Source organism: Streptomyces albus subsp. albus (assembly GCF_000725885.1).
Classification (GTDB): domain Bacteria; phylum Actinomycetota; class Actinomycetes; order Streptomycetales; family Streptomycetaceae; genus Streptomyces; species Streptomyces albus.
In genome coordinates this window covers 1-20,814 of sequence record NZ_JODR01000040.1, presented here as the reverse complement: position 1 = coordinate 20,814, position 20,814 = coordinate 1, and the positions used below count along the sequence as shown (strand labels likewise).

At 75.9% G+C, this 20,814-nt stretch carries 13 protein-coding genes; 9 read left to right on the top strand and 4 right to left on the bottom strand.

Going from position 1 to position 20,814, the window contains the following annotated elements; translation table 11 throughout:
• The first annotated feature begins 649 nt into the window (after window positions 1-649).
• The 3 genes from ettA to IO40_RS0131145 are packed head-to-tail and all read left to right on the top strand — an operon-like array spanning window position 650 to window position 3,438.
• Window positions 650-2,314: an energy-dependent translational throttle protein EttA gene (gene ettA / locus IO40_RS0131155; protein WP_016469019.1), complete on the top strand. Its 1,665-nt coding sequence runs from the start codon at window positions 650-652 to the stop codon at window positions 2,312-2,314.
• A gap of 4 nt (window positions 2,315-2,318) precedes the next feature.
• Entirely contained in the window at window positions 2,319-2,777 is a 459-nt protein-coding gene (locus tag IO40_RS0131150; RefSeq protein WP_016469018.1) for an acyl-CoA thioesterase, read from the top strand.
• On the top strand, window positions 2,758-3,438 hold the full coding sequence (locus tag IO40_RS0131145; RefSeq protein WP_016469017.1) for a DUF8185 domain-containing protein: 681 nt from the start codon (window positions 2,758-2,760) through the stop codon (window positions 3,436-3,438). The genes IO40_RS0131150 and IO40_RS0131145 overlap by 20 nt, the downstream gene beginning before the upstream one ends.
• A gap of 553 nt (window positions 3,439-3,991) precedes the next feature.
• Here the strand turns inward: IO40_RS0131145 and IO40_RS0131140 are convergent.
• The 4 genes from IO40_RS0131140 to IO40_RS0131125 all read right to left on the bottom strand — a co-directional run bounded on the left by IO40_RS0131140 (window position 3,992) and on the right by IO40_RS0131125 (window position 12,205).
• The gene (locus IO40_RS0131140) at window positions 3,992-5,065 is read right to left on the bottom strand and encodes an ABC transporter ATP-binding protein (RefSeq protein ID WP_078659839.1); all 1,074 of its coding nucleotides are present in this window, start codon (window positions 5,063-5,065) and stop codon (window positions 3,992-3,994) included.
• A complete protein-coding gene (locus tag IO40_RS0131135) occupies window positions 5,065-7,866 on the bottom strand; it encodes an FtsX-like permease family protein (RefSeq protein ID WP_033230271.1) in 2,802 nt (933 codons plus the stop codon). The genes IO40_RS0131140 and IO40_RS0131135 overlap by 1 nt, the downstream gene beginning before the upstream one ends.
• A 272-nt stretch (window positions 7,867-8,138) precedes the next feature.
• Entirely contained in the window at window positions 8,139-11,681 is a 3,543-nt protein-coding gene (locus tag IO40_RS0131130; RefSeq protein ID WP_031176577.1) for an FtsX-like permease family protein, read from the bottom strand.
• A gap of 122 nt (window positions 11,682-11,803) precedes the next feature.
• Window positions 11,804-12,205, bottom strand: a complete 402-nt coding sequence (locus IO40_RS0131125; protein WP_016469013.1) for a globin — start codon at window positions 12,203-12,205, stop codon at window positions 11,804-11,806.
• 131 nt (window positions 12,206-12,336) lie between these two features.
• On the opposite strand from IO40_RS0131125, the gene IO40_RS0131120 reads away from it, so the two are divergent.
• The 6 genes from IO40_RS0131120 to IO40_RS37320 all read left to right on the top strand — a co-directional run.
• Window positions 12,337-13,350, top strand: coding sequence for a methyltransferase domain-containing protein (locus tag IO40_RS0131120; protein ID WP_031176576.1), 1,014 nt, complete (start codon window positions 12,337-12,339; stop codon window positions 13,348-13,350).
• Window positions 13,351-13,770: 420 nt separating this feature from the next.
• A complete protein-coding gene (locus tag IO40_RS0131110) occupies window positions 13,771-15,204 on the top strand; it encodes a hypothetical protein (protein WP_016469011.1) in 1,434 nt (477 codons plus the stop codon).
• Between the two features lie 11 nt (window positions 15,205-15,215).
• On the top strand, window positions 15,216-16,454 hold the full coding sequence (locus IO40_RS0131105; RefSeq protein WP_030407599.1) for a glutamate ABC transporter substrate-binding protein: 1,239 nt from the start codon (window positions 15,216-15,218) through the stop codon (window positions 16,452-16,454).
• A 58-nt stretch (window positions 16,455-16,512) separates the two neighbouring features.
• Window positions 16,513-17,850: a hypothetical protein gene (locus tag IO40_RS0131100; protein WP_016469009.1), complete on the top strand. Its 1,338-nt coding sequence runs from the start codon at window positions 16,513-16,515 to the stop codon at window positions 17,848-17,850.
• The gene (locus IO40_RS0131095; RefSeq protein ID WP_031028719.1) at window positions 17,847-20,579 is read left to right on the top strand and encodes a serine/threonine-protein kinase; all 2,733 of its coding nucleotides are present in this window, start codon (window positions 17,847-17,849) and stop codon (window positions 20,577-20,579) included. The genes IO40_RS0131100 and IO40_RS0131095 overlap by 4 nt, the downstream gene beginning before the upstream one ends.
• A gap of 2 nt (window positions 20,580-20,581) precedes the next feature.
• A partial coding sequence (locus IO40_RS37320; protein WP_157846462.1) for a zinc ribbon domain-containing protein occupies window positions 20,582-20,814 on the top strand: 233 nt, incomplete at its 3' end.

The window sequence follows — 20,814 nt, the reverse complement described above, 5'->3', positions numbered from 1 at the left end:
TGCCTCCTGGTGCCGGCGATGCCAGCGATGCAGGCGGCACCGGGTCTCCGCGACGCGATGGTGCCGCGTCGCGGTGGCTCTGCGTCCGCCGACCCCTTCCCCGTTCTCCGCCCGTGCCTTGTATGTCCGGCCGCGCCCTGCACGTCCGCCCGTTCCCCGTCCCTGTCGGTTCGCCGTCCGCGCCGCCCCCTGCCCGTCGGGTGCGGTTCCGTCAAGCGCGGTTCCGTCCGGTGCGAGTCCGTCCGGTCCGAGTCCGTCCGGTCCGAGTCCGATCGGTTCGAGTCCGATCGGTTCGAGTCCGATCGGTTCGAGTCCGTCCGGTCGGAATGCCTCCGGCCCTGTTGCCGTTGCGGCATGTGTGTCGCCTGCGGCACATGTGGCGTCCGTCGCTGCTCATGTCGTGCCGTCCGGCGCCGTGACCGTCGCCCTGCGCGGTCCCGGCGGGGCGGCTTCCGCGGGTGGGGCGGGGCGGGTGGCGGTCGGGTGCGGCGGATCCCGTTTCCGGGGCGGGGGCCGGGTGCGGCAAGATGGGGTGCGTATGCCTGACGTGGTAGGGCCGCAGCACACTCCGCGGCGCGCTGCCGCATGACGTAACGACCCGCGCGGCCTGGCCGCGCACGACTACCTACAGATTGCCGGACGGTTCCTCTTGGCTGAGTACATCTACACCATGCGCAAGGCGCGCAAGGCGCACGGCGACAAGGTGATCCTCGACGACGTCACCTTGAGCTTCCTGCCCGGCGCCAAGATCGGTGTCGTGGGCCCCAACGGCGCGGGCAAGTCCACCGTTCTCAAGATCATGGCGGGGCTCGAGCAGCCCTCCAACGGTGACGCCATGCTCTCGCCCGGCTACAGCGTGGGCATCCTGCTCCAGGAGCCCCCGCTCGACGAGTCGAAGACGGTGCTGGAGAACGTCCAGGACGGTGTCGCGGAGACGAAGCAGAAGCTCGACCGGTTCAACGAGATCGCCGAGCAGATGGCGACCGAGTACACCGACGAGCTGATGGAGGAGATGGGCAAGCTCCAGGAGCAGCTCGACCACTCGGGCGCCTGGGACCTGGACGCACAGCTGGAGCAGGCCATGGACGCGCTGGGCTGCCCGCCCGGCGACTGGCCGGTCACCAACCTCTCCGGTGGCGAGAAGCGCCGGGTGGCGCTGTGCAAGCTGCTGCTGGAGCAGCCGGACCTGCTGCTGCTGGACGAGCCCACCAACCACCTGGACGCCGAGTCGGTGCAGTGGCTGGAGCAGCACCTGGCCAAGTACCCGGGCACCGTCGTGGCGATCACCCACGACCGGTACTTCCTCGACAACGTGGCCGGCTGGATCCTGGAGCTGGACCGGGGCCGTGCCATCGGCTACGAGGGCAACTACTCCACCTACCTGGAGAAGAAGCAGTCCCGGCTCAAGGTCGAGGGCCAGAAGGACGCCAAGCGCGCCAAGCGCCTCAAGGACGAGCTGGAGTGGGTCCGCTCCAACGCCAAGGGGCGGCAGGCCAAGTCGAAGGCGCGTCTGGCCCGGTACGAGGAGATGGCCGCCGAGGCGGAGAAGACCCGCAAGCTGGACTTCGAGGAGATCCAGATCCCGCCGGGGCCGCGGCTGGGCAATGTCGTGGTGGAGGTGGAGAACCTCTCCAAGGCGTTCGGCGACAAGGTGCTCATCGAGGACCTGTCCTTCACCCTGCCGCGCAACGGCATCGTCGGCGTCATCGGCCCCAACGGCGCGGGCAAGACCACGCTGTTCAAGATGATCCAGGGCCTGGAGCAGCCGGACTCGGGCTCCATCAAGGTCGGCGACACGGTCAAGATCTCCTACGTGGACCAGACCCGCGCCAACATCGACCCGAACAAGACGCTGTGGGCGGTCGTCTCGGACGAGCTGGACTACATCAACGTGGGCCAGGTCGAGATGCCCTCGCGCGCCTACGTCTCGGCGTTCGGCTTCAAGGGCCCGGACCAGCAGAAGCCGGCGGGCGTGCTCTCCGGCGGTGAGCGCAACCGGCTGAACCTGGCGCTGACCCTCAAGCAGGGCGGCAACCTGCTGCTGCTCGACGAGCCGACCAACGACCTGGACGTGGAGACCCTCTCCTCGCTGGAGAACGCGCTGCTGGACTTCCCCGGCTGCGCCGTGGTCGTCTCCCACGACCGCTGGTTCCTGGACCGCGTGGCCACGCACATCCTCGCCTACGAGGGTGACAGCAAGTGGTTCTGGTTCGAGGGCAACTTCGAGTCGTACGAGAAGAACAAGATCGAGCGGCTGGGTCCGGACGCGGCGCGCCCGCACCGCGCCACGCACAAGAAGCTGACCCGGAGCTGATCGCGTGCGCCACAGCTACCGGTGTCCGCTGCGCTGGTCGGACATGGACGCCAACGGGCACGTCAACAACACCGTCTACCTCCGCTATCTGGAGGAGGCCAGGATCGACTTCCTGACCGTGGCGGCGAGGGCGAGCGACCCGGAGGCGTTCACCGGCAGCACTGTCGTGGCGCGGCACGAGATCGACTACCTGCGGCAGCTGGTGCACCGTGCCGATCCGGTGACGGTCGAGCTGTGGGTGGAGAAGCTGACGGCGGCGTCGGTGACGTTCGGGTACGAGATCAAGGACGCCGACGCCGTCCCGGTTGCCGCCGGGCCGGGGGCCGCCAAGTCCCGGGGCCCGTACGTGCGGGCGCGGACGGTCGTGGTGCCGTACAACATCGAGGAGGGCTTCCCCCGGCGGCTGTCGGCCGCCGAACGGGCCTTCCTGGAGGACTATTTCGATGACAGCCACCGTGGCTGACCGGCTCGTCTTCGCCGACCCCGGGGAGGCGGCGGGACTCGCCGCCTTCCTGGAGCGGCTGCTGCGCTGGGAGAAGAACGCCGCCGTGCGCATCCGTGCGGGCGGCGGCGTGGCCGGGGTGTTCGCCAAACCGGCCCGGTTCGAGGTGCTGGCCGTCCGTACGGGACGGCTGCTGGAACCGGTCGAGCTGGACGTGACCGTGGCCGCCGGCGAGCTGCTGGAGCGGGTCGAGGAGGAACGGGAGTCCGTCGGCGTGCCGTCGGCGGTCACCGGCCCCTCCTGGGCCGGAGTGCTGCCCCCGCGCGGCGGCTGGCAGGAGTTCGCCCGGGTGCCGGTGGACGCGGTCGGCTCGGTCGCGGCGGCAGCCGTGGGCGAGTTCCGGCAGCGGGCGGAGAAGCTGCCGCCCGAGCGGCGTGGCAGGCAGACGCTGGACGCGCTCGCCGAGGAGATCTGGTCCCGCCCGCTGGGGCGTACGGGCCTGCCGCTGCGCGCCGCGCACGCGGCGCACGCGCTGGGGTTTCTGCGCGGCAGTGAGCCTGTCGTGCTGCTGGAGGCCGGTGCGTGGCTGCGGCTGCGCACCGTCTACGGCTCCGTGGCGGTCCGCCGCCGCGCCGCGCCGGGCACCGGCCCGGGCGGTGGATTGAGCGTCACCCCGGTCTGAACCCTCGCCGGTCTGTGTCCTTGGCGGTCTGAGCCCTGGCCTGGTTTGCGCCCTGGCCTGGTCTGGGCCCTCGGTGGTCTGGGCCCCCGCCTGGTGCGGGTCCTGGGCGGTCGGGGTCCTCGGCGGTCTGGGCCCTTGCCTGTCCGAGTTCCTGGGGGCGTGAGCCTTCGCCTGTCCGAGTCCTCGCCGTTCCGAGTCCCCGCCGGTCTGCGTCCTCGCTGGTCTGTGTTCTCGGCGGCGTGAGTCCTCGCCTGGTGTGGGTCCTGGGCGGTTGGGGTCCTCGGCGGTCTGGGCCCTTGCCTGTCCGAGTTCCTGGGGGCGTGAGCCTTCGCCTGTCCGAGTCCTCGCCGTTCCGAGTCCCCTTCGAGTCCCGCGGGTCCGAGCCTCTGCCTCCCCGAGTCCATGCCTGGCCGAGCCTTGCCTGTCCGGGTTTCCGCCGGCCCCGAGCCCGTGCCTGGCCTCCGGGGGAGACCCGGGGCGCGTCCCCCGGGGCGGGGGCCGGTCGTCCGTGCCGTCAGGGTCCGGGCCGGCCGGCCGTGCGGGCTCGCCCGGATTATGCGGGCCGGGGCCCCTCCCGGGTGTCGTCGGTGGCGCCGTCAGCGGTGTCGTCGGCCGTGTCGTCGGCGCGGACCTGGATGTGGTCGGGGCGCAGCTCCAGCAGCACCCGGTCGCGGAGGGACAGCGGCTCGGTGAACTCCGGCGGGAGCTGGAGGCGTCCCGCGCGGTCGAGGGTGGCGTACTCCCGGCTGACCGTACGGGTGCGGCCCTGTCCGTCGGCGGTGACACTGCGCAGCGTCTCGGTGCTGGTACGGCCGTCGCGGATGGCGACGGTGCGGCGCACCTGGGTGGAGACGCCCGCGTCGTGGGTGACGACGAGGATTGTGGTGCCCAGCTCGGCGTTGGCGCGGCGCAGGGCGGCGAACACCTCAGCCGCTGTCGCCGTGTCCAGTTCGCCGGTGGGCTCGTCCGCGAGGACCACCGCTGGGTCGTTGGCCAGCGCCACGGCGACGGCGACCCGCTGCTGCTGACCGCCCGACAACTGCGCGGGGCGGCGGTCGGCGTGGTCGGCGACGCCCAGCAGGTCCAGGAGTTCCCGGGCCCGCCGCTCCCGGTCCGGTCGCCGAAGCCGGCCGCGGCGGGCGGTGAGTTCCATGGGGAGGGCCACGTTCTGCGCGGCCGTCAGGTACGGCAGCAGATTGCGTGCCGTGCGCTGCCAGACGAAGCCGACGACCTGTCGGCGGTAGCGCAGTCTGGTGCGGGCGTCCATGGCCAGCAGGTCGTACCCGGCGACGTGGGCGCTGCCCGCCGAGGGCACGTCCAAGCCCGCCAGGATGTTCAGCAGCGTGGACTTGCCGCTTCCGGAGGCGCCGACGAGCGCCGTCAGTTCGCCCTCGCGCACCAGCAGGTCCAGGCCCTGCAACGCCTGCACCTCCACGTCGTCCCCCCGGAAGATGCGCACCAGACGGTCGCAGACGATCAGCGCGTCGTCACCCGCCGGACGGTGCGGCGCGGGGGTGGCGGCGCGCCGTTCCAGATCGGCGAGGGTGGGGGCCCCTCCCGTTGGACGCGGTTCGCGCGGGTGGGCACTTCCGGGGTTACCGGGCGGGGGCGGGGTGTCGGGTGCCATCACAGCTCCTGGGTCTCCGTGCGGAGGTCGGCCGTGCCACCGGTCAGCCGCGCCTGGAGGAGCAGCCCGCAGCCGGCGAGGACCAGCAGTGCCAGCGGCGGCAGCAGCAGAGAGGCGGTGTCGGCGGTCAGCCGTACGGGCAGGGTGCCGGGGGTGCCGGCGAGGGCTCTCAGGTCGATGCCGGGGCCCAGCAGGGGTACCGCCGCGAGCGAGGTGACGGCGCCCGCTGCGGCGGTCAGGGCGTACAGCGGCAGGCTCTCCAGCAGCAGGAGGCCGGTGCCCTGGCGCCGGGTCAGGCCGAGGGTGCGCAGCCGGGCCAGCAGTGCGCGGCGTTCGGGCGCGGTGTGCAGCAGGCACAGGACGACGGCGAGGGCGCTGTACCCGGCGGCGGAGAGCGCGGCCAGCCGGTAGAGGCGTTCCGCGCCGGACTTCAGGGCGGTGTCGGCGTAGCGGGCGCGTTCGGTGGTGCGCAGGGTGACCAGGGTGGTGGTGTCCGCCTTCGGGAACGCCTCGGCCAGCAGGCGGCGCAGTGCCGTACCGTCCGGATGCCCGTTGGCCAGCAGGGTGTTGGGGGCCAGCAAGGCGGTGCCGCGGGTGTCGGGGCGGGCCCGGGCCACGGCCTCGCGGGAGACGACGACGAAGGGGCCCTGCTGGGCGGCGGGGGTGGCGTCGCGGACGAGTGCGGGCCGCACCGGTATCTGGAGTCCGGGCAGTACCAGATCGGTGTAGCGGGAGCCGTTGCCGAGCTTGCGGGCCAGGTCGGGGGACATCAGTGCGGGCAGCGGTCCGGTGGTGTCCTTGCCGGGGGCGAGGGCGGCGGCGGGGAAGGTGCCCTGGCCGTTGCGGCGGGTGAGCCGCGCGTAGCCGGGTGCGTCGACGAGGGCGACGGTCACCGCGTCGGCGACCCCCGCCAGGTCCCCGCCGTCGTGGGCCCGGTAGGCGGTCACCTGCTCCACGCCCGCCGCCCGGGCCGCCTTGCGGGCGAACCCGGGCGGCAGGTCCGCCGAGCCGGGCGTGGCCAGGCGGGCGTCGGCCCCGACCGCGCCGAGGGCGGCGGCGTCCCGGCCGTCGGCGACACCCGCCAGCACCATGCCGCCGAACGAGGCCACGGTCACCGCCACCAGCAACGCCCACAGCGCGGGGCCCGGCACGGCGGACGGGGCGCGGGCGGCGCGGGCCAGTCCGAGGAAGGCCACCGGGCCGCGGCGGCGGGCCGCGAGCCGGGTCAGCAGACGCAGCAGCGGCGGACAGCAGCGCATCAGCAGCAGCGCCGCGACCAGGGCGGACAGAACGGGGGCGAGGACGGGCAGCAGGTCCCCGCCGCCGTTCCCGCTGCCCCCGGCACCGGCACTGGCGCCGTCCCCGTCCCCGGCGCCGCCCTGCCGCAGTGCTGCCACCGCGCCCGCCGCCAGGACGCACACCGTCAGCTCCGCCACGGTGCGCCGCCGCGAGCGCCGCCCCGGTGCGTCGGGGCGGGCCGTGGGCGGTACCGGGCGGCGGTGCGCCACCACGGCGCGCAGCGGCAGTGCGAGAGCGGCCGTCACGGTGACGGCCCCGGCGGCGGCGAGCGCCCAGCTCGTACGGCCGCCGTCGGACGCCCCCAGGGCCGCCGCCGCGCCGGCCGCTCCCGCCGGCACCGCCACCAGGGCGGTCTCGGCCAGCACCCGGCCGGCCAGGCCCGGCAGCGAGATGCCGCGGACGCGCAGCAACGCCAGTTCGGCCCGGCGGCGTTCGGCGGCCGGTGCCGCCGACAGCAGCAGGACCGTTCCAGCGGTGGTGGCCAGTCCCACGGCGGCGGTCAGCAGCAGGGGCTGGACGGCGTCGCTCTCCCGTTCGTAGGCGGCCAGTGTCTCGGGCAGCCCGGTGCCGAAGGTGAGCCGCCCCACCCCGGCGGCGGTGCGCAGCCGTGCCGTGGCGCCGCTCGCGGACAGCTCGGCCATCTGCCGCCGCACCGCCCCCGCCTGGCGGCCCGCGAGCGCGGAGGTGTCCAGCGGGTGGTGGAAATACAGCTCGGCGCCGTCCCGCAGGGTCAGCAGTGCGGAAGCCGCCTCGGGGTGGATGACGGCGGTGAAGTGCCAGTAGGTCTCCTTCGTCCCTCCCGGCGAGGTGGGCGGCACCGTCACCAGGGAGGGGTGCAGCAGGGTCGGCTCCGCGTGCCAGAAGGGGCTGTCGGCCGTCTGCCCGGCGGAGCCGCGCGGGGTGAACACCCCGGTGACCCGGACGGTCATCGCACCGGGCACGCCGCGCAGTCGGAAGCTGTCGCCCGGGGCGAGCCGCATACGGCGTGCGGTGGCGGTGCTGACGGCCGCTTCGAGGAGCTGCCGACCCTGCGGTCCGGTCACCTTCGGCCGGGGCAGGCGCCCTCGGACGATCCGGGAGCTCTCGGCGAGCCGGGCCTGTGCGGTCACCGTGGCCTTGGGCGGCAGGCCGGGCGAGGGGCGGGGCAGGCCGGCGCCCGCCGCCTCGGCGGGGGTGGCGGTGTGCACGCCGTACGCGCCCTCACCGTCCGCGAGCCGCAGGGGCGCTCGTACGGCGCGGCGCAGCGCGGTGTCGGCTCTTTCCACCGTCCGGGGGCTGACGCGGGTGCGGAGTTGGCCGGTGCCGCCGGTGTCGGGCGCGGCGGAAGCGGTGGCGCTCAGCATCCGGTCGGCGGGCCGGGCCCGTTCGAGTGCCGCCCGCAGCCCCGCGTCGGACGACGCGTCCCAGGCCAGTGGCAGCGCGGCGGCGAGCCAGGCGGTGACCAGCACCAGCGCCCCGAACGCGAGCGTCCCACCCGGTGCGGCCCGCAGCCGCGCCCACACCGTCCCGCCGGGTGCCTGTCTCCTGGCGGGAGCGCCCCTCCCGCTGGGTACGTGCGTCCCGCCGGATGCCTGCCCACCGCCGGGCGGGCGCGGGCGGCCGGGCGGGTACGGACGGCGGAGGCGGCCGAGACGACCAAGTACGCGCGGATGCCCAGTTGCAGGCGGGCGCCCGGAGCCCCAGCGCGCCCCGCCCTCATGCGTACCGCCCGGCCGACCGGGCGGGGCGCCCGCACCCGTGGCGGGCCGGTCTTCGGGGTGGCGGTCCGGCACGGTCATCCCTCCCTCTCCGCACGCAGGGCGGGCGCCGGGGCCGGGCGGCGCAGGGCCGTGCCCGCGACGACGAGCAGGGGGACGGCCAAGGCGGCGGCCACCAGCCAGGCCAGCGGACCGGGCGGCAGCCGCACCAGGAGGTCGGGCACGGGGGCGCGGCCCTCCCCGGTGACGACGAGCAGGGGGACGAACAGCCGGGTCAGCACGGTCCCCAGGGCGAGGCCGAGGGCGGCGGACAGGGCGACGACCAGGCCCTGTTCGGCGGCGACGGCGCGGGCGAGACGCCGCCGGGGCGCCCCCAGGGCGCGGAGCACCGCCAGGTCGCCGGCCCGTTCGCGGGCGGCCCCGGCGGCGGCGACCGCGAAGCCCGTGGCGGACAGCAGGGCCGCCGCCGGCACCAGCGCGGTCAGGGCACTGCGGGGTCCGGCCCCCAGCGGGTCGCTGCGCAAGGCGTCGGCGATCTCGTCACGGACCCGTACGGTGCCGACGGCCGGGCGGTCACGCAGGGCCTGTGCCGCCCGGGCGGTGCCGCCGGATTCGGCCGACAGCCACCAGGTGCGTGGTTCGAGGGGGTCGGCGCCCCGGTCGGCGAGCGCCCGGTCCAGTGCGCCCAGGTCGCACAGCAGGGCGCCCGCGTCGGGTTGTCCGTCGTCGCTGTCGCGGGGGGTGACGGTGGGCAGGGCGCGGACGGCGCCGGTGATGCGGACGTCGAGTTCGGTGTCCGCCACGCGCACGGTCACGGTGTCGCCGACGGTGCTGCCGCCGGCCCGCAGATAGGAGTCGGTGGCGACGGCCGCCAGGGGAGCGGCTGCGGCCTCGTGCGGCTTCCACTCGACGGAGACGGTCCCCGGGCCGTCGTTTCCGTCCGGCTTCGGTGCGGGGGCCGAGCCGGTGGTCCAGCGGAGGGTGACCGGGGCACCGCGGGGGCGGACGCGGGCGGGCCGCGCGGTGGCTACGGCGTACTGTCCGCCGCTCGCCGTCGACGCGTCGTCGGGTCTGACGCGGGGTGTCCAGCGGGAGGCCGTGGCCGGGTGGACGGTGCGGTGCCCGAAGCGGCCGTGCGCGTGCAGTGCCTCGACGGTCAACCGCCGTCCCGCATCGTGCCGCGGGACGTGGTGGCTGACGCCGATGCGGGTCAGCCGGAGCGGGCCCGCGGGGCTGCCGCCGCCGTCGGTCAGACGGGCCGTCAGGGTGTGCGTCCGGCCGTCGGCCGGTATGTCGCCGAGCGGGAGACGGTACGGGACGCCGAAGCGGTCGGTGACGGTGACGGCGAGCGCGAGACCGCTCCGGGCCGCCGCCGGGCCGCGGGCCCGGCCAGGGCCGTCCAGCCGGAGGCGCAGCGCCAGGCGGTCCGTCCCCGGGGGCAGGCGCAGCCCGGCGCGGCGGCCGGCCCCTTTCCCGGCCAACGGGCGCAGCAGCCGGGGGAGGGGCCGGCCGGCGAGGTCGTCGCGGAGCCGCAGCACGCCGTCGGCGGCTGCGGCGGTGTCGGTCGCCAGGAGCCGTGCTTCCCGGCTGCCGTCCGTGGTGACGGTGGTGCGTACCACCGGCGCCGCCCGGGTGATGCCGGGTACGTCGTCGAAGAGGCCGCCCTGGGCGAGGGGCGAGGGCGCCGAACCGCTGACGGTGAGGTCGGCGCCGGTGCGGAAGTCCGCCTGGTCGTCCTGCGAGCGGTCCCAGCTCGCCCCCTGGCCGACCGCGAGCACCCCGGTGGCCACGGCCAGGACCAGCAGCAGTGCGGGCCGGGCCGCGCGCTGCGGGCGGCGCGCCAGCTGCCAGCCGGCGAGGGCCCCGGCCAGGCCGCGCCGCCGGGCCGCGTACCGTTCGCCCAGCCGTGCCGCGAGCGGCAGCAGGCGCAGCACCAGCACGGTCCCGGCCAGCAGCGCGAGGGCGGGCGCGGCCACCAGCAGCGGGTCGATGCCGAGGACGCCGCCCGCACCGGACGGGGCGAGGGCGCCGGTGCCCTCGGAGCGGCGCCCCGCCAGTTGCGCGTAGGCGACGACGGCGAGGACGACCAGCGCCAGATCGACGCCGCCGCGCAGCACGGTCACCGTGGCGCGCCGCCGCGTGGGCCGGGGCCGGCCGATGGCGCGGCGGTCGGGGTCGTGGGTGCCGGCGGTGCCGCGGGCCAGCAGCGTCGGCCCGGTGAGCAGCAACGCGCACCCCGCGGCGACGGCGGCGGCCGTCCACCAGGTGCCGGCGCCGGGCCCGGCGGGCGGGAGGAGCCCGGCGCCGTCGGGTGCCCCGTGAGCGGACAGCAGGCGCAGCGCGGGCCCGGTCAGCAGCGGGGCGGCGAGGGCCGCGGGCAGGGCCAGCAGGAACGCTTCGGCGGCGGCCAGTGCGCATATCCGGGCCCGCGAGGCGCCGCGGGCCCGCAGCAGCGCCGTCTCCGCGGCCCGTTCGGTGCGCAGGAGTTGTGCGACGAGCAGCAGTGTCAGCCCCGTCAGCAGCACCAGTTGCAGCGCGGTGATCAGCAGGGCGGAGCGCGTCACGAGCAGGGCGCGCTCCAGCGAGGCCAGCAGCCCGGGCAGGTCCGTCCGGGCGACGGCGTGCGGCGCCCGGGGCGAGGTGCCGAGGGCTTCGACGGTGTGCGCCACCCGGCTGCGCAGGTGGCCGATGCGGGAGCTGTCGAAGGAGGTGAAGTCGGCGTCGGCCTGCCAGCGGGTCTCGGCGGGCCACAGCGGGCCGCCCGCGCGGTGCGGGGCGGGGCCGGAGGCGAAGGCGCTGCCGGGGACGGCGAGCGGCCCGTAGCTGGTGAAGTCCCCCACGGCGACGCCCTCGCCGTGCAGCGGGTCGAGGGACCGCCAGGTGGCGGAGCCGGGGGAGACGGGGGTGTAGATCCCGGTGATCTCGACGCGGACGTCGGGCGGTCCGTGCAGTCTGCTGGTGACGCGGAGGGTGTCGCCCACGTGCAGGCCGAGCCGTTGCGCGGCCCGCTGCGGCACCGCCGCGCGCACGGTGGCCGGTGCCCGTGCGCTCCCGCCGCGCACGTCCGGGGGCCGGGGCGGGGCGCCGGGCCAGGAGCCGGCCACCATCCGGACGTGGTCACGGGGGAGGGTGGCGAAGCGGGTCAGTTCCGGAGTGCGGTCCTGTGCCCCGTCCGGCGGTCTGTCGGAAGGGGGCCCGCCGGACGGGGCGCCGTCGGGCGGGGCGCGGTCGGGCGGGGCGTCGCCGTCGGGCCGGCTGTCGTGCCCGCGCCCGGTGGCGGTGGGCTCGTGCCCGCGCCGGGTGGAGGCGGGCAGTGCGTAGGCGCCCGTGCCGGTGCTGGCGGTGACGGTGACCGGGAGCCCGTCGAAGGCGCCGGCCGCCGCCTCGCGCACCGCCGCGTCGGTGGTGCGCCGGTCCTCGGCCGTCACGTCGGAGCGGATGTCCAGCACGGTGCGGGCCGCCGCCCGGTGCTCCAGGGTGTGCCGCAGACCCGCGTCGCCGACGGCCGCGGAGAAGGCGGCGAGGGCGGTCAGCACGCAGGTGGCCGGCACCACGGTGAGCAGCGCGGCGGCGACGAGTAAGCGGCGGGCACGCGCCCGCGCCACGACGAACCCCGTCAAGCCCTGCCGCCCCCCGTCCTGCCGCCGGACGTGCCCGCCGGGCACCTCCCGGCCGGTCGCCGCCGGTGTGCGCCTGTCCGCGTGCGGGCCCGGGCACGCGGGGCGGGCGGGCCGGCGGCCGCTCAGTCCGCGGAGTTGACCATAGACCCGGCGGCGTAAACGAGGTAGTCCCACAGCTGGGTTTCCAGGTGCTCGGGCAGCTCCAGGCTGTCCACGGCGTCACGCATGTGCCGCAGCCACGCGTCGTGGGCGGCCCGGTCCACCTTGAACGGTGCGTGCCGCATCCGCAGCCTCGGGTGGCCGCGCCGCTCGCTGTAGGTGCGGGGGCCGCCCCAGTACTGCATCAGGAAGAGCCGCAGCCGTTCCTCGGCGGGGCCCAGGTCCTCCTCGGGGTACATGGGCCGCAGCAGGGGGTCCTCGGCCACGCCCTGGTAGAAGCGGTTCGCCAGCCGTCGGAAGGTCTCCTCGCCGCCGACCTGCTCGTAGAAGGTCCGCGTCTCAACGTCGCTGCGCCCAATCTCCATCACCCGTCCATGGTGGCAGACGCGACGGCGGAGGCCCCTGGTCCTACGACCGCCCCCGGCCCGCCCCGCACCCGCGAGGCGGGGCCGAATGCGGTCTCGCGCGGCCGGCGCCGGGGCCGCACAGTGGGAACATGACGGCGCCCGGCCAGCTGGTGAGGCGGATCGCGGCCCGGGGCGGGCTGCGGGACGCGGCCTGGCGTGCGGCGTTCGCGCAGGTGCCGCGCGAGGTGTTCGTCCCCTACTACTACGAGCCGCGGCCCGGCGGCGGTCACGAGCGGCTGTGGCGGCACGACCCCGATCCGGGGCGGCGGGCCCGCTGGCTGGCGGGTGTCTACAGCGACCGGCCGCTGGCCACCCGGCTGCGCGACGGGCAACTGGTCTCCTCCAGCAGCCGCCCGTCGCTGATGGCGACGATGCTGGAGCGGCTGCGGGTCGCCGACGGCATGGACGTGCTGGAGATCGGCACCGGTCCCGGCTACAACGCGGCGCTGCTGTGTCACCGGCTGGGCGACGCGCACGTGACGACGGTGGACATCGACCCGGACATCACGGGGGCGGCCCGCGGTCATCTGGCCGAGGCCGGGTACCGGCCGCGGGTGCTCACCCAGGACGGCGCCCTGGGATGCCGGGCGTACGCGCCCTACGACCGGATCGTGGCCACCTGCGCGGTGACCGCGGTGCCCTGGGAGTGGCCGGCGCAGAGCGTGCCCGGCGCACTGATCGTCGTCCCGCTGGCGGGCGGGCTGCTGGCGCTGCGGGTGGCCGCCGACGGCGCCGCGGAGGGCACGTTCTGCTCCTCGCCCGCCTGTTTCGTCCCGCTGCGCGGCGGCGGCGCTCCCCGCGGCGGTACGGGGGAGGGGCCGCCGGACGGGACACCGCGGACCGGGCCCGGTGAGGGCGACGACGGCGATACCGACGGTGCCGGTGCCGGTGCCGGTGACGAGGGCGCGGCGGGCCTGCGTCTGCTGCTGGCGCTCACGGCGGGACGGGTCGCGCCCGCCGACGCGTACGCGCTGTGGGGGGACGCCGGCCGGCCGGGGCGGGAGCGGTACGGGGTGAGCGTGCGCGGCGGCCGGCAGTGGGCGTGGCTGGACGATCCGTACGGCCGCCACACCTGGCCGCTGGCGGGCCGCGAGAGGGGCTGAGGGCCCTCGCGGGCCGCGCCGGCGGGAACCGTGGGCGCGGCGGGGTGCGTGAGGGAGAGCAGAAGGGGCGGACGGGGGAACGGAAGGGGGTGCGGGGCCCAGCGGAGGGGCGCGGAAGCGCGGAGGAGCGCGTTCCGTCCGCTGTGCGACGGTCTTCCGCGGCGGAGGACCGGTGGTGCTCCGCGCAGGATCACGGTCGAAGCTCCTGTGGTTGCCGGGCCGGTTGGCCATACTGCTGCACCAGGCACCACGGCGGGCTTCCGGCCGGCCGGGCCGGACCAGCAGGGCGAGAGCGGGGTGCCGGCACGCACGGCAGGCGGCGGCGGTGGTGGTCCCCTCTCCCGGCGCGGAGGCCGGGGAAGGGACGCAGCAGCAGGGCACCGGCAGGGCGTCTGCCGGGACCGAGGGGGAGGGCCAGCAGTGACACAGCCGTCGACCGCACCACCGGCACCGCCGCCCGCGCCCGCACCGTCCCCGGACGGCACCCCGGCCGGTCCCTCCGGCACCCGTCCCGGCGGCGACAGCGCGGGCGGCCCGCCCGGCACCGTCCGGCGGGCGTGGACGGCGCGGCTGCGGCAGGCCGCGAGGGCGGAGCCGGGACGGCTGCGGGCCATCGGCGCGCTCCTGGCCGCGCTCCTGGTGCTCTTCGGTGCCGTGACCGCCTGGCAGGTGTCCGGCCGGCAGGCGGCGGCCGACGCGGTGATCGAGCACAGCCAGCCGCTGAGCGCGGACGCCGCCCGTATCCACCGTGCGCTGGCCGACGCCGACACCGCCGCCTCCAGCGGCTTCCTGGCCGGCGGCGACGAGCCGCGCGAGGTGCGCGCCCGGTACGACGAGGAGATCCGCCGCGCGTCGCAGCTGCTGGCCGACGCCGCCGCCAACTCGGCCGGCTCGCGCACCGCCGAACGCCAGATCGCCGTCCTCAACCGGGGCCTGCCCGTCTACACCGGCCTGGTCGAGGCGGCCAGGGCCGACAACCGGCAGGGGCTGCCGCTGGGCGGTGCCTACCTGCGGTACGCCAACGAGAAGATGCGCGGCGAACTGCTGCCCGCCGCGCGCAAGCTGTACACGGCCGAGACCACCCGGCTGGACAACGACTACGCGGACGCCCGCGCGTGGCCGCTCCTGGCCATCGGCACCGGCGCCGTCGCGCTGGCCGCGCTGGGCTGGGCCCAGGTGCGCACCTTCCGCCGCACCAACCGGGTGTTCAACCCGGGGCTGCTGGGCGCGGGGGCGGCCACCCTCGTGCTGCTGGTGTGGCTCGTGGCCGGGCACGGTACGGCGCGGCACGGGCTGGGCGAGTCCGACACCAAGGGCGCCCGCTCCCTCCAGGCGCTCAACGAGGCGTGGACCGCGAGCCTGCGGGCGCGCGGCGACGAGAACATGACGCTCGTCGCGCGGGGCGGCGGCGCGGCCTACGAGGACAGCTACCGCAAGCAGATGGCCGGCATCCTGGGCGGGCAGCGGCTGGGGGAGCCGGGCGAGGGGCTGCTGCCCGACGCGCGGGCCCTGGCCGACGACGCCGCGGGACGGGACGCCGTGAAGGAGGCGGAACGCGCCGTCGAGGAGTGGCAGCGGCGGCATGTGGCGGCCCGTGCCAAGGACGACAGCGGCGAGTACGACGCGGCCGTGCGGCAGGTCATCGGTGCGAAGGGCAGCACGGGGGAGAGCTTCGACCGGGTGGACCGCAGCCTGTCCCGCGCCGCCGCGCACGAGCAGGACCAGTTCGACCGGGCCGCCCGTCAGGGCCGCGGCCGGCTGACCGGACTGCCGGCCGGCGCCTGGGCGCTGGCCGTACTGGGTGCCGCGGCTGCCGTGGTGGGCATCGGGCGCAGACTGGCGGAGTACCGGTGAGGGGGAGAGCGATGACAGCCGGACGGGACGTCCACACGCAGCGGTCGGCAGCCGGGGCAGCCGGGCGGACACCGCCCGCGCCGGGCGGGCGGTCCGCGCCGGGCCGCCGTAAGCCGCGCCGTGCCCGGCCGGGCGGCAGCGCCGCCGTCCTGGCGGCCGTCCTGGCGCTCGCCGCCGGCGCGGTGGCGGGCACGGGTTGTGCCGCGCCCCAACCCGCCCCGCACGACGGCCGGCGGGCCGGCGGGACGGGCGACGGGAGAGGACCGGAAGCCGGGCGCGGAGAGGGACTCGGCAGCGGGCACGGGAACGGGAACGCGGACGGCACCGGGCACGCCGCGGGCCGGCCGGCGGCGGCCACGGGTCCGGACGCCGGTACGGACAGCGGCCCGGACGACGAGCCCGTGCCGGAGAAGTGCGCGGACGGCAGCGACCCCGCCGAGAGCCTTGAGCCGTCGTCCGCGTCGGGCAAGGCGGTCAAGCGGATCCGGAAGGCCGGGAAGCTGGTCGTCGGCGTCGACCAGAACAGCTATCTGTGGGGCTACCGCAACCCGGTCACCCGCCGGATCGAGGGCTTCGACATCGAACTGGTCAAGGCCATCGCCCGCGACCTGCTCGGCGGCGACGGCCCCGACCGGATCACCTACCGCACGATCCCCACCGACCAGCGCATCCCCGCCCTGCGCAAGGGCGACGTGGACATGGTGGTGCGCACCATGACCATCGACTGCGAACGCAAGAAGCAGGTCGCCTTCTCCACGGCCTACTTCCAGGCGGGCCAGCAACTGCTCGTGCCCAAGAAGAACGCCCGCGTCAAGGGCTTCGACGCGACCATGCGCGGCAAACGCGTGTGCTACGCCTCCGGTTCGACGGCGCAGAAGATGATGAAGTCGCACAAGTACGCCGAACTGGGCGCCCGCCCGGTCGTGGTGCCCAACCAGCTCGACTGCCTGGTGCGCCTCCAGCTCGACGAGGCCGACGCGATCGTCACCGACAGCGCCCTGGCCGCGGGACAGGCCGCACAGGACCCGTCCGTCCGGCTCATCGGCAAGCCCCAGACCAGCGAGCCGTACGGCGTCGCGATGAACCGGAACGACACGGACCTGGTGCGCAGGGTCAACAAGGTGTTGGAGGACTACCGCGAGCACGGATGGAAACGGGCGTACAAGCGCTGGCTGTCCGACGCGATGGTGGGTACGGAAGGGAAGGAGCCCGCGCCGCCCGAGCCGCCCGACCCGCCCGACCACGAATGACCCGGCGCGCCGCCGCCGCGCAACACCGCCACGTACGAGTCGAACAGCGAGGTGATCGATGGGGCCCGCCCAACCCGCCGGTGAGGTGATGAGCCGTGAGGAGGCCGACCGCACACTGGAGCGGCTGTACGCCGAGCACGAAGCGGTCGAGTCGTCCCTGCTGGCGCTCCAGGACCACGCCGGCCGCAGGCTGCTGGAAGGCGCACGGCTGACCGGCACGACCGCCCACCGTTGGGCACGTGCCGAAGCGGCCATCACCTCGCTGTGGAACGGGTTCGAGTCCTACTCGCGCACCCTGGAGCGGGCCCGCGAACTGCGCGCCCGCCGCCGCTGGCCCAGCCGTGAGGACCTGGCGGAGCTGACCCGGCTGCTGCGCGGCACCCTCACCGTGCCCGGCGGCGCCCTGCCCGGCACCTCGGGCGCGAGCCTGGGCGAGACGCCCCGGCTCACCCAGGAGCTGACCCTCGGCCGGCTGGTCGAGCGGATGAACGAGTGGTACGCGCAGGCCCTCGACGTGGTGGCCGCCGCCGACTCGGTGTGGTCGGCGCTGCCCGCCCGCATCGACCTGCTGGCCGCCGAACTCGGCCGCGTCCGCTCCCTCGCGCACTCCGTCGGCATCCGCCCCGGCGAACACCCCGCCGCCGACGACCTGGAGGGCATCACCGCCGAACTCGCCGCCCTCCGCGAAGAGGTCGTCCAGGACCCGCTCGCCTTCTGGCGGCCCCTCGGCGGCAGCGGCGCACCCGGCGGCGGCACCCCCGACACCACCCGCTACGACAACGCGGCCCGCGCGCTGGAGGACGTACGCCGCGAGATCGACGCCGTACTGGCCGTCCGGCAGGACGCCGAACAGCGGCTGATGAAACTCCGCGACCTGCTCAGCCGCGCCGACCGCACCCTCGCCGAGGCCCGCGCCGCACGCGGCGAGGTCCTCGCGAAGATCGCCGCCTCCGAGGTGCCCGCGGTCAGCGGCCCGCCGACCGTGCTGCAGGAACAGCTGGCCACCGCCGCCGACTACCGCAGACGCGCCCAGTGGCACCGGCTCTCCCCGCTCCTGGAGAGCCTGGAGGAACGCGCGGAGGAAGAGCTCCAGCGGGCCCGCGCCCAACTGTCCGCCGTGACCGCGCCGCTGGCCGTCCGCGCCGAACTGCGCGGTCGGCTGGACGCGTACAAGGCGAAGGTGGCCCAGCACGGCCTGGCCGAGGACACCATCCTGATCGAACGCTACGACATCGCCCGCCGCATGCTGTGGAGCGCGCCCTGCGACCTGCGGGCCGCCGAGGAGGCCGTGCTGCGCTACCAGCGGGCCGCGCAGGAGGCACTGCTCCAGCGGCAGCGGGAAGCGCGGCAGGCACCTGACGCCGCGGGCGACGCCATGAACCTGGGGGCGGAGTGAGCGAGCAGCCGGGCGCCGCCGGCCGGCCGTGCCAGAGGCCGCAGTGCGAGGGCGCCTACGAGGACATGGGCGGCGGCGAACTGTACTGCGACACCTGCGGGCTGGCACCCGTGGTGGCACCCGGCGGACTGCTGGGCTCGGTGCCGACGGGGCTGACCGGACACGGCCCCGGGAACGCCGCGGCGTCCTTGCGGGCCGGCTCCACCGCGGGGAGTTCCTCCGCTTCGGCCGGTGCGGGCTCCGCCGCCTCTTCCGGGGGCGGCTCCTCCACTCCATCCGGTGCCGGCTCCTCCGCTTCGACGGGCAGCACGTCCCAGCACGCCTCCGCCGGCTCCCGCTCCTCGCGCCGGTCGGTCTCCGGGCGGCTGTCCCGTTCGCTGTCAGGCCGCTCCACCAGCCGTTCGGTCTCCGTCCGCAGCGCCCGGTCCGGCACCAGCGGCAGCTCCGCGCGGGCCCGGCTGGGCGCCGGGCTGGTCCGGGTCCCGCCCGTGCCGCGGCCCGACCCGGCCACCGTCGTGCTGGCGAACCCCGAGGTACCCGAACGAAAACGGTTCTGCGGAAACAGCGGCTGCGGCGCCCCCGTCGGCCGGTCCCGGGGCGGCCGGCCCGGCCGCACGGAAGGTTTCTGCACCGCGTGCGGGCACCCCTACTCGTTCGTGCCCAAGCTGCACCCCGGCGATGTCGTCCACGGCCAGTACGAGGTCGCCGGCTGTCTCGCCCACGGCGGACTCGGCTGGGTCTACCTCGCCGTGGACCGTGCCGTCTCCGACCGCTGGGTCGTCCTCAAAGGCCTGCTGGACACCGGAGACGAGGACGCCATGGCCGCCGCCATCGCCGAACGCCGCTTCCTCGCCGAGATCGAACACGCCAACATCGTCCGCATCTACAACTTCGTCGAGCACCTCGACCCGCGTACCGGCAGCCTCGACGGCTACATAGTGATGGAGTACGTCGGCGGCAGCTCGCTGAAGGAAATCGCCAACGCCCGCCGCACCCCGGACGGCAGACGCGACCCGCTGCCGGTCGAACAGGCCTGCGCGTACGGCATCGAGGCCCTCGAAGCCCTCGGCCATCTGCACAGCCGCAACCTGGTCTACTGCGACTTCAAGGTGGACAACGCCATCCAGCAGGACGACCAGCTCAAACTCATCGACATGGGCGCGGTCCGCCGCATGGACGACGACGAGAGCGCCATCTACGGCACCGTCGGCTACCAGGCGCCCGAAGTCGCCGAGGAAGGCCCCTCCGTCGCCTCCGACCTCTACACCGTGGCCCGTACCCTGGCCGTCCTCACCTTCGACTTCCAGGGCTACACCACCGTCTACGCCGACAGCCTGCCCGACCCGGCGCACATCGAGGTCTTCCGCAGGTACGAGTCCTTCCACCGGCTCCTGGTGCGGGCCACCGACCCCGATCCGCAGCGCAGATTCGCCTCCGCCGAGGAGATGTCCGAACAGCTGCTGGGCGTTCTGCGGGAAGTCGTCGCCCTCCAGACCGGTGAGCCCCACCCCGCCCTCTCCACGCTCTTCGGCCCCGAACTGCGCGTCGTGGACACCGAACTGGTCGGCGCCGCCCCCGCCGAGGTCTCCCTGCTGGGTGCCCGCACGGTGCGCCGGGGACGTAGGCGCCGCGCCCCCGCGCTCGCCGCGGCGCCCGCCTCCGTCGCCCTGCCCGCCCAGGCCCCGGCCGGCGCCGCACGGGGTACGGCCGGTTCCACCGAGGCAGGGGTCCCCGCCGCGTCCCCCCTCGTGCTGCGGCCCCTCCCCGCAGCCGCGGCGGCGTCGGCGCTGCCCGTCCCGCGCGTCGACCCCGCCGACCCCAACGCGGGCTTCCTCGCCGGACTGATGACCTCCGCACCCGGCGAACTGCTCGCCGCGCTGGACGCAGCGCCCGCCGACTCCCCGGAAGTGCGGCTGCGCGGTCTGCGGGCGCACCTCGAACTGAGCGGCGGCCCCGCCGGCCCCGGCCCCGCCCTCGACGCCCTCGCCGCACTGGAGGCCCGGCACCCCGACGACTGGCGCGTCGTGTGGTACCGCGGGCTCGTCTCGCTGGTGACGGGCGACCACGAGAGCGCCGCCGTCGCCTTCGACGCCGTCTACGACGCCTTTCCCGGCGAGCCCGCGCCCAAGCTGGCCCTCGGCTTCTGCGCCGAGCTGCTCGGCCGGCCGGACGACGCCGCCGACTACTACCGGCTCGTGTGGGCGACCGACCCGGCCCACGTCAACGCCGCGTTCGGGCTCGCCCGGGTGCAATTGGCCGCCGGTGACCGGACCGGCGCCGTACGGACCCTGGAGTCGGTCCCGGCCTCCTCCATCCACTTCACCGCCGCCCGGGTGGCCGCCGTCCGGGCCAGGCTGCGGCAGCGGCCCGCGCACGAGGTGGCGCTGGACGAACTGCGCGCCGCGGCGCGGCAGGTGGAGCAGCTCGCACACCTCGGACTCGACGTGGTGCGCCGCCACGAGCTGACCTGCGAGGTACTCGGCTGCGCACTCGACCGGCTGTTGTGCCAGGCTGTTCCCGCCCCGGGGGCCGCCCCCGGGGTCGCGCCTGCGGGTGCGCCGGGGCCACCCGCGGGCGAGCGGCTGCTGGACAGCCCGTTCACCGAGGAAGGGCTGCGCTTCGGCCTGGAGCGCTCCTACCGGCTGCTCGCCCGGCACGCGCAGACCGGAACCGAGAGGATCGAACTGGTGGAACGCGCCAACCGCTTCCGCCCCCGGACGTGGGTGTGACCATGCCTCAGCTCGACCAACTGTCCACCTGCCCGAGCTGCGCGGAGCCGCTGGAGACGGGTGACCGTTTCTGCGGCGCGTGCGGCGCCGACCTGGAAGCCGCCGTGCGGGCCCGTACGGCGAACGGAACGGCGGCGGCCGACGGCACGCCGGACCGCACCCCCACCCTTCCCGACGGTGCCCCCCCCCCGCCCGGCCCGCCCCCGCCCGTGCCGGACGTCGCCCTGCCCCACCC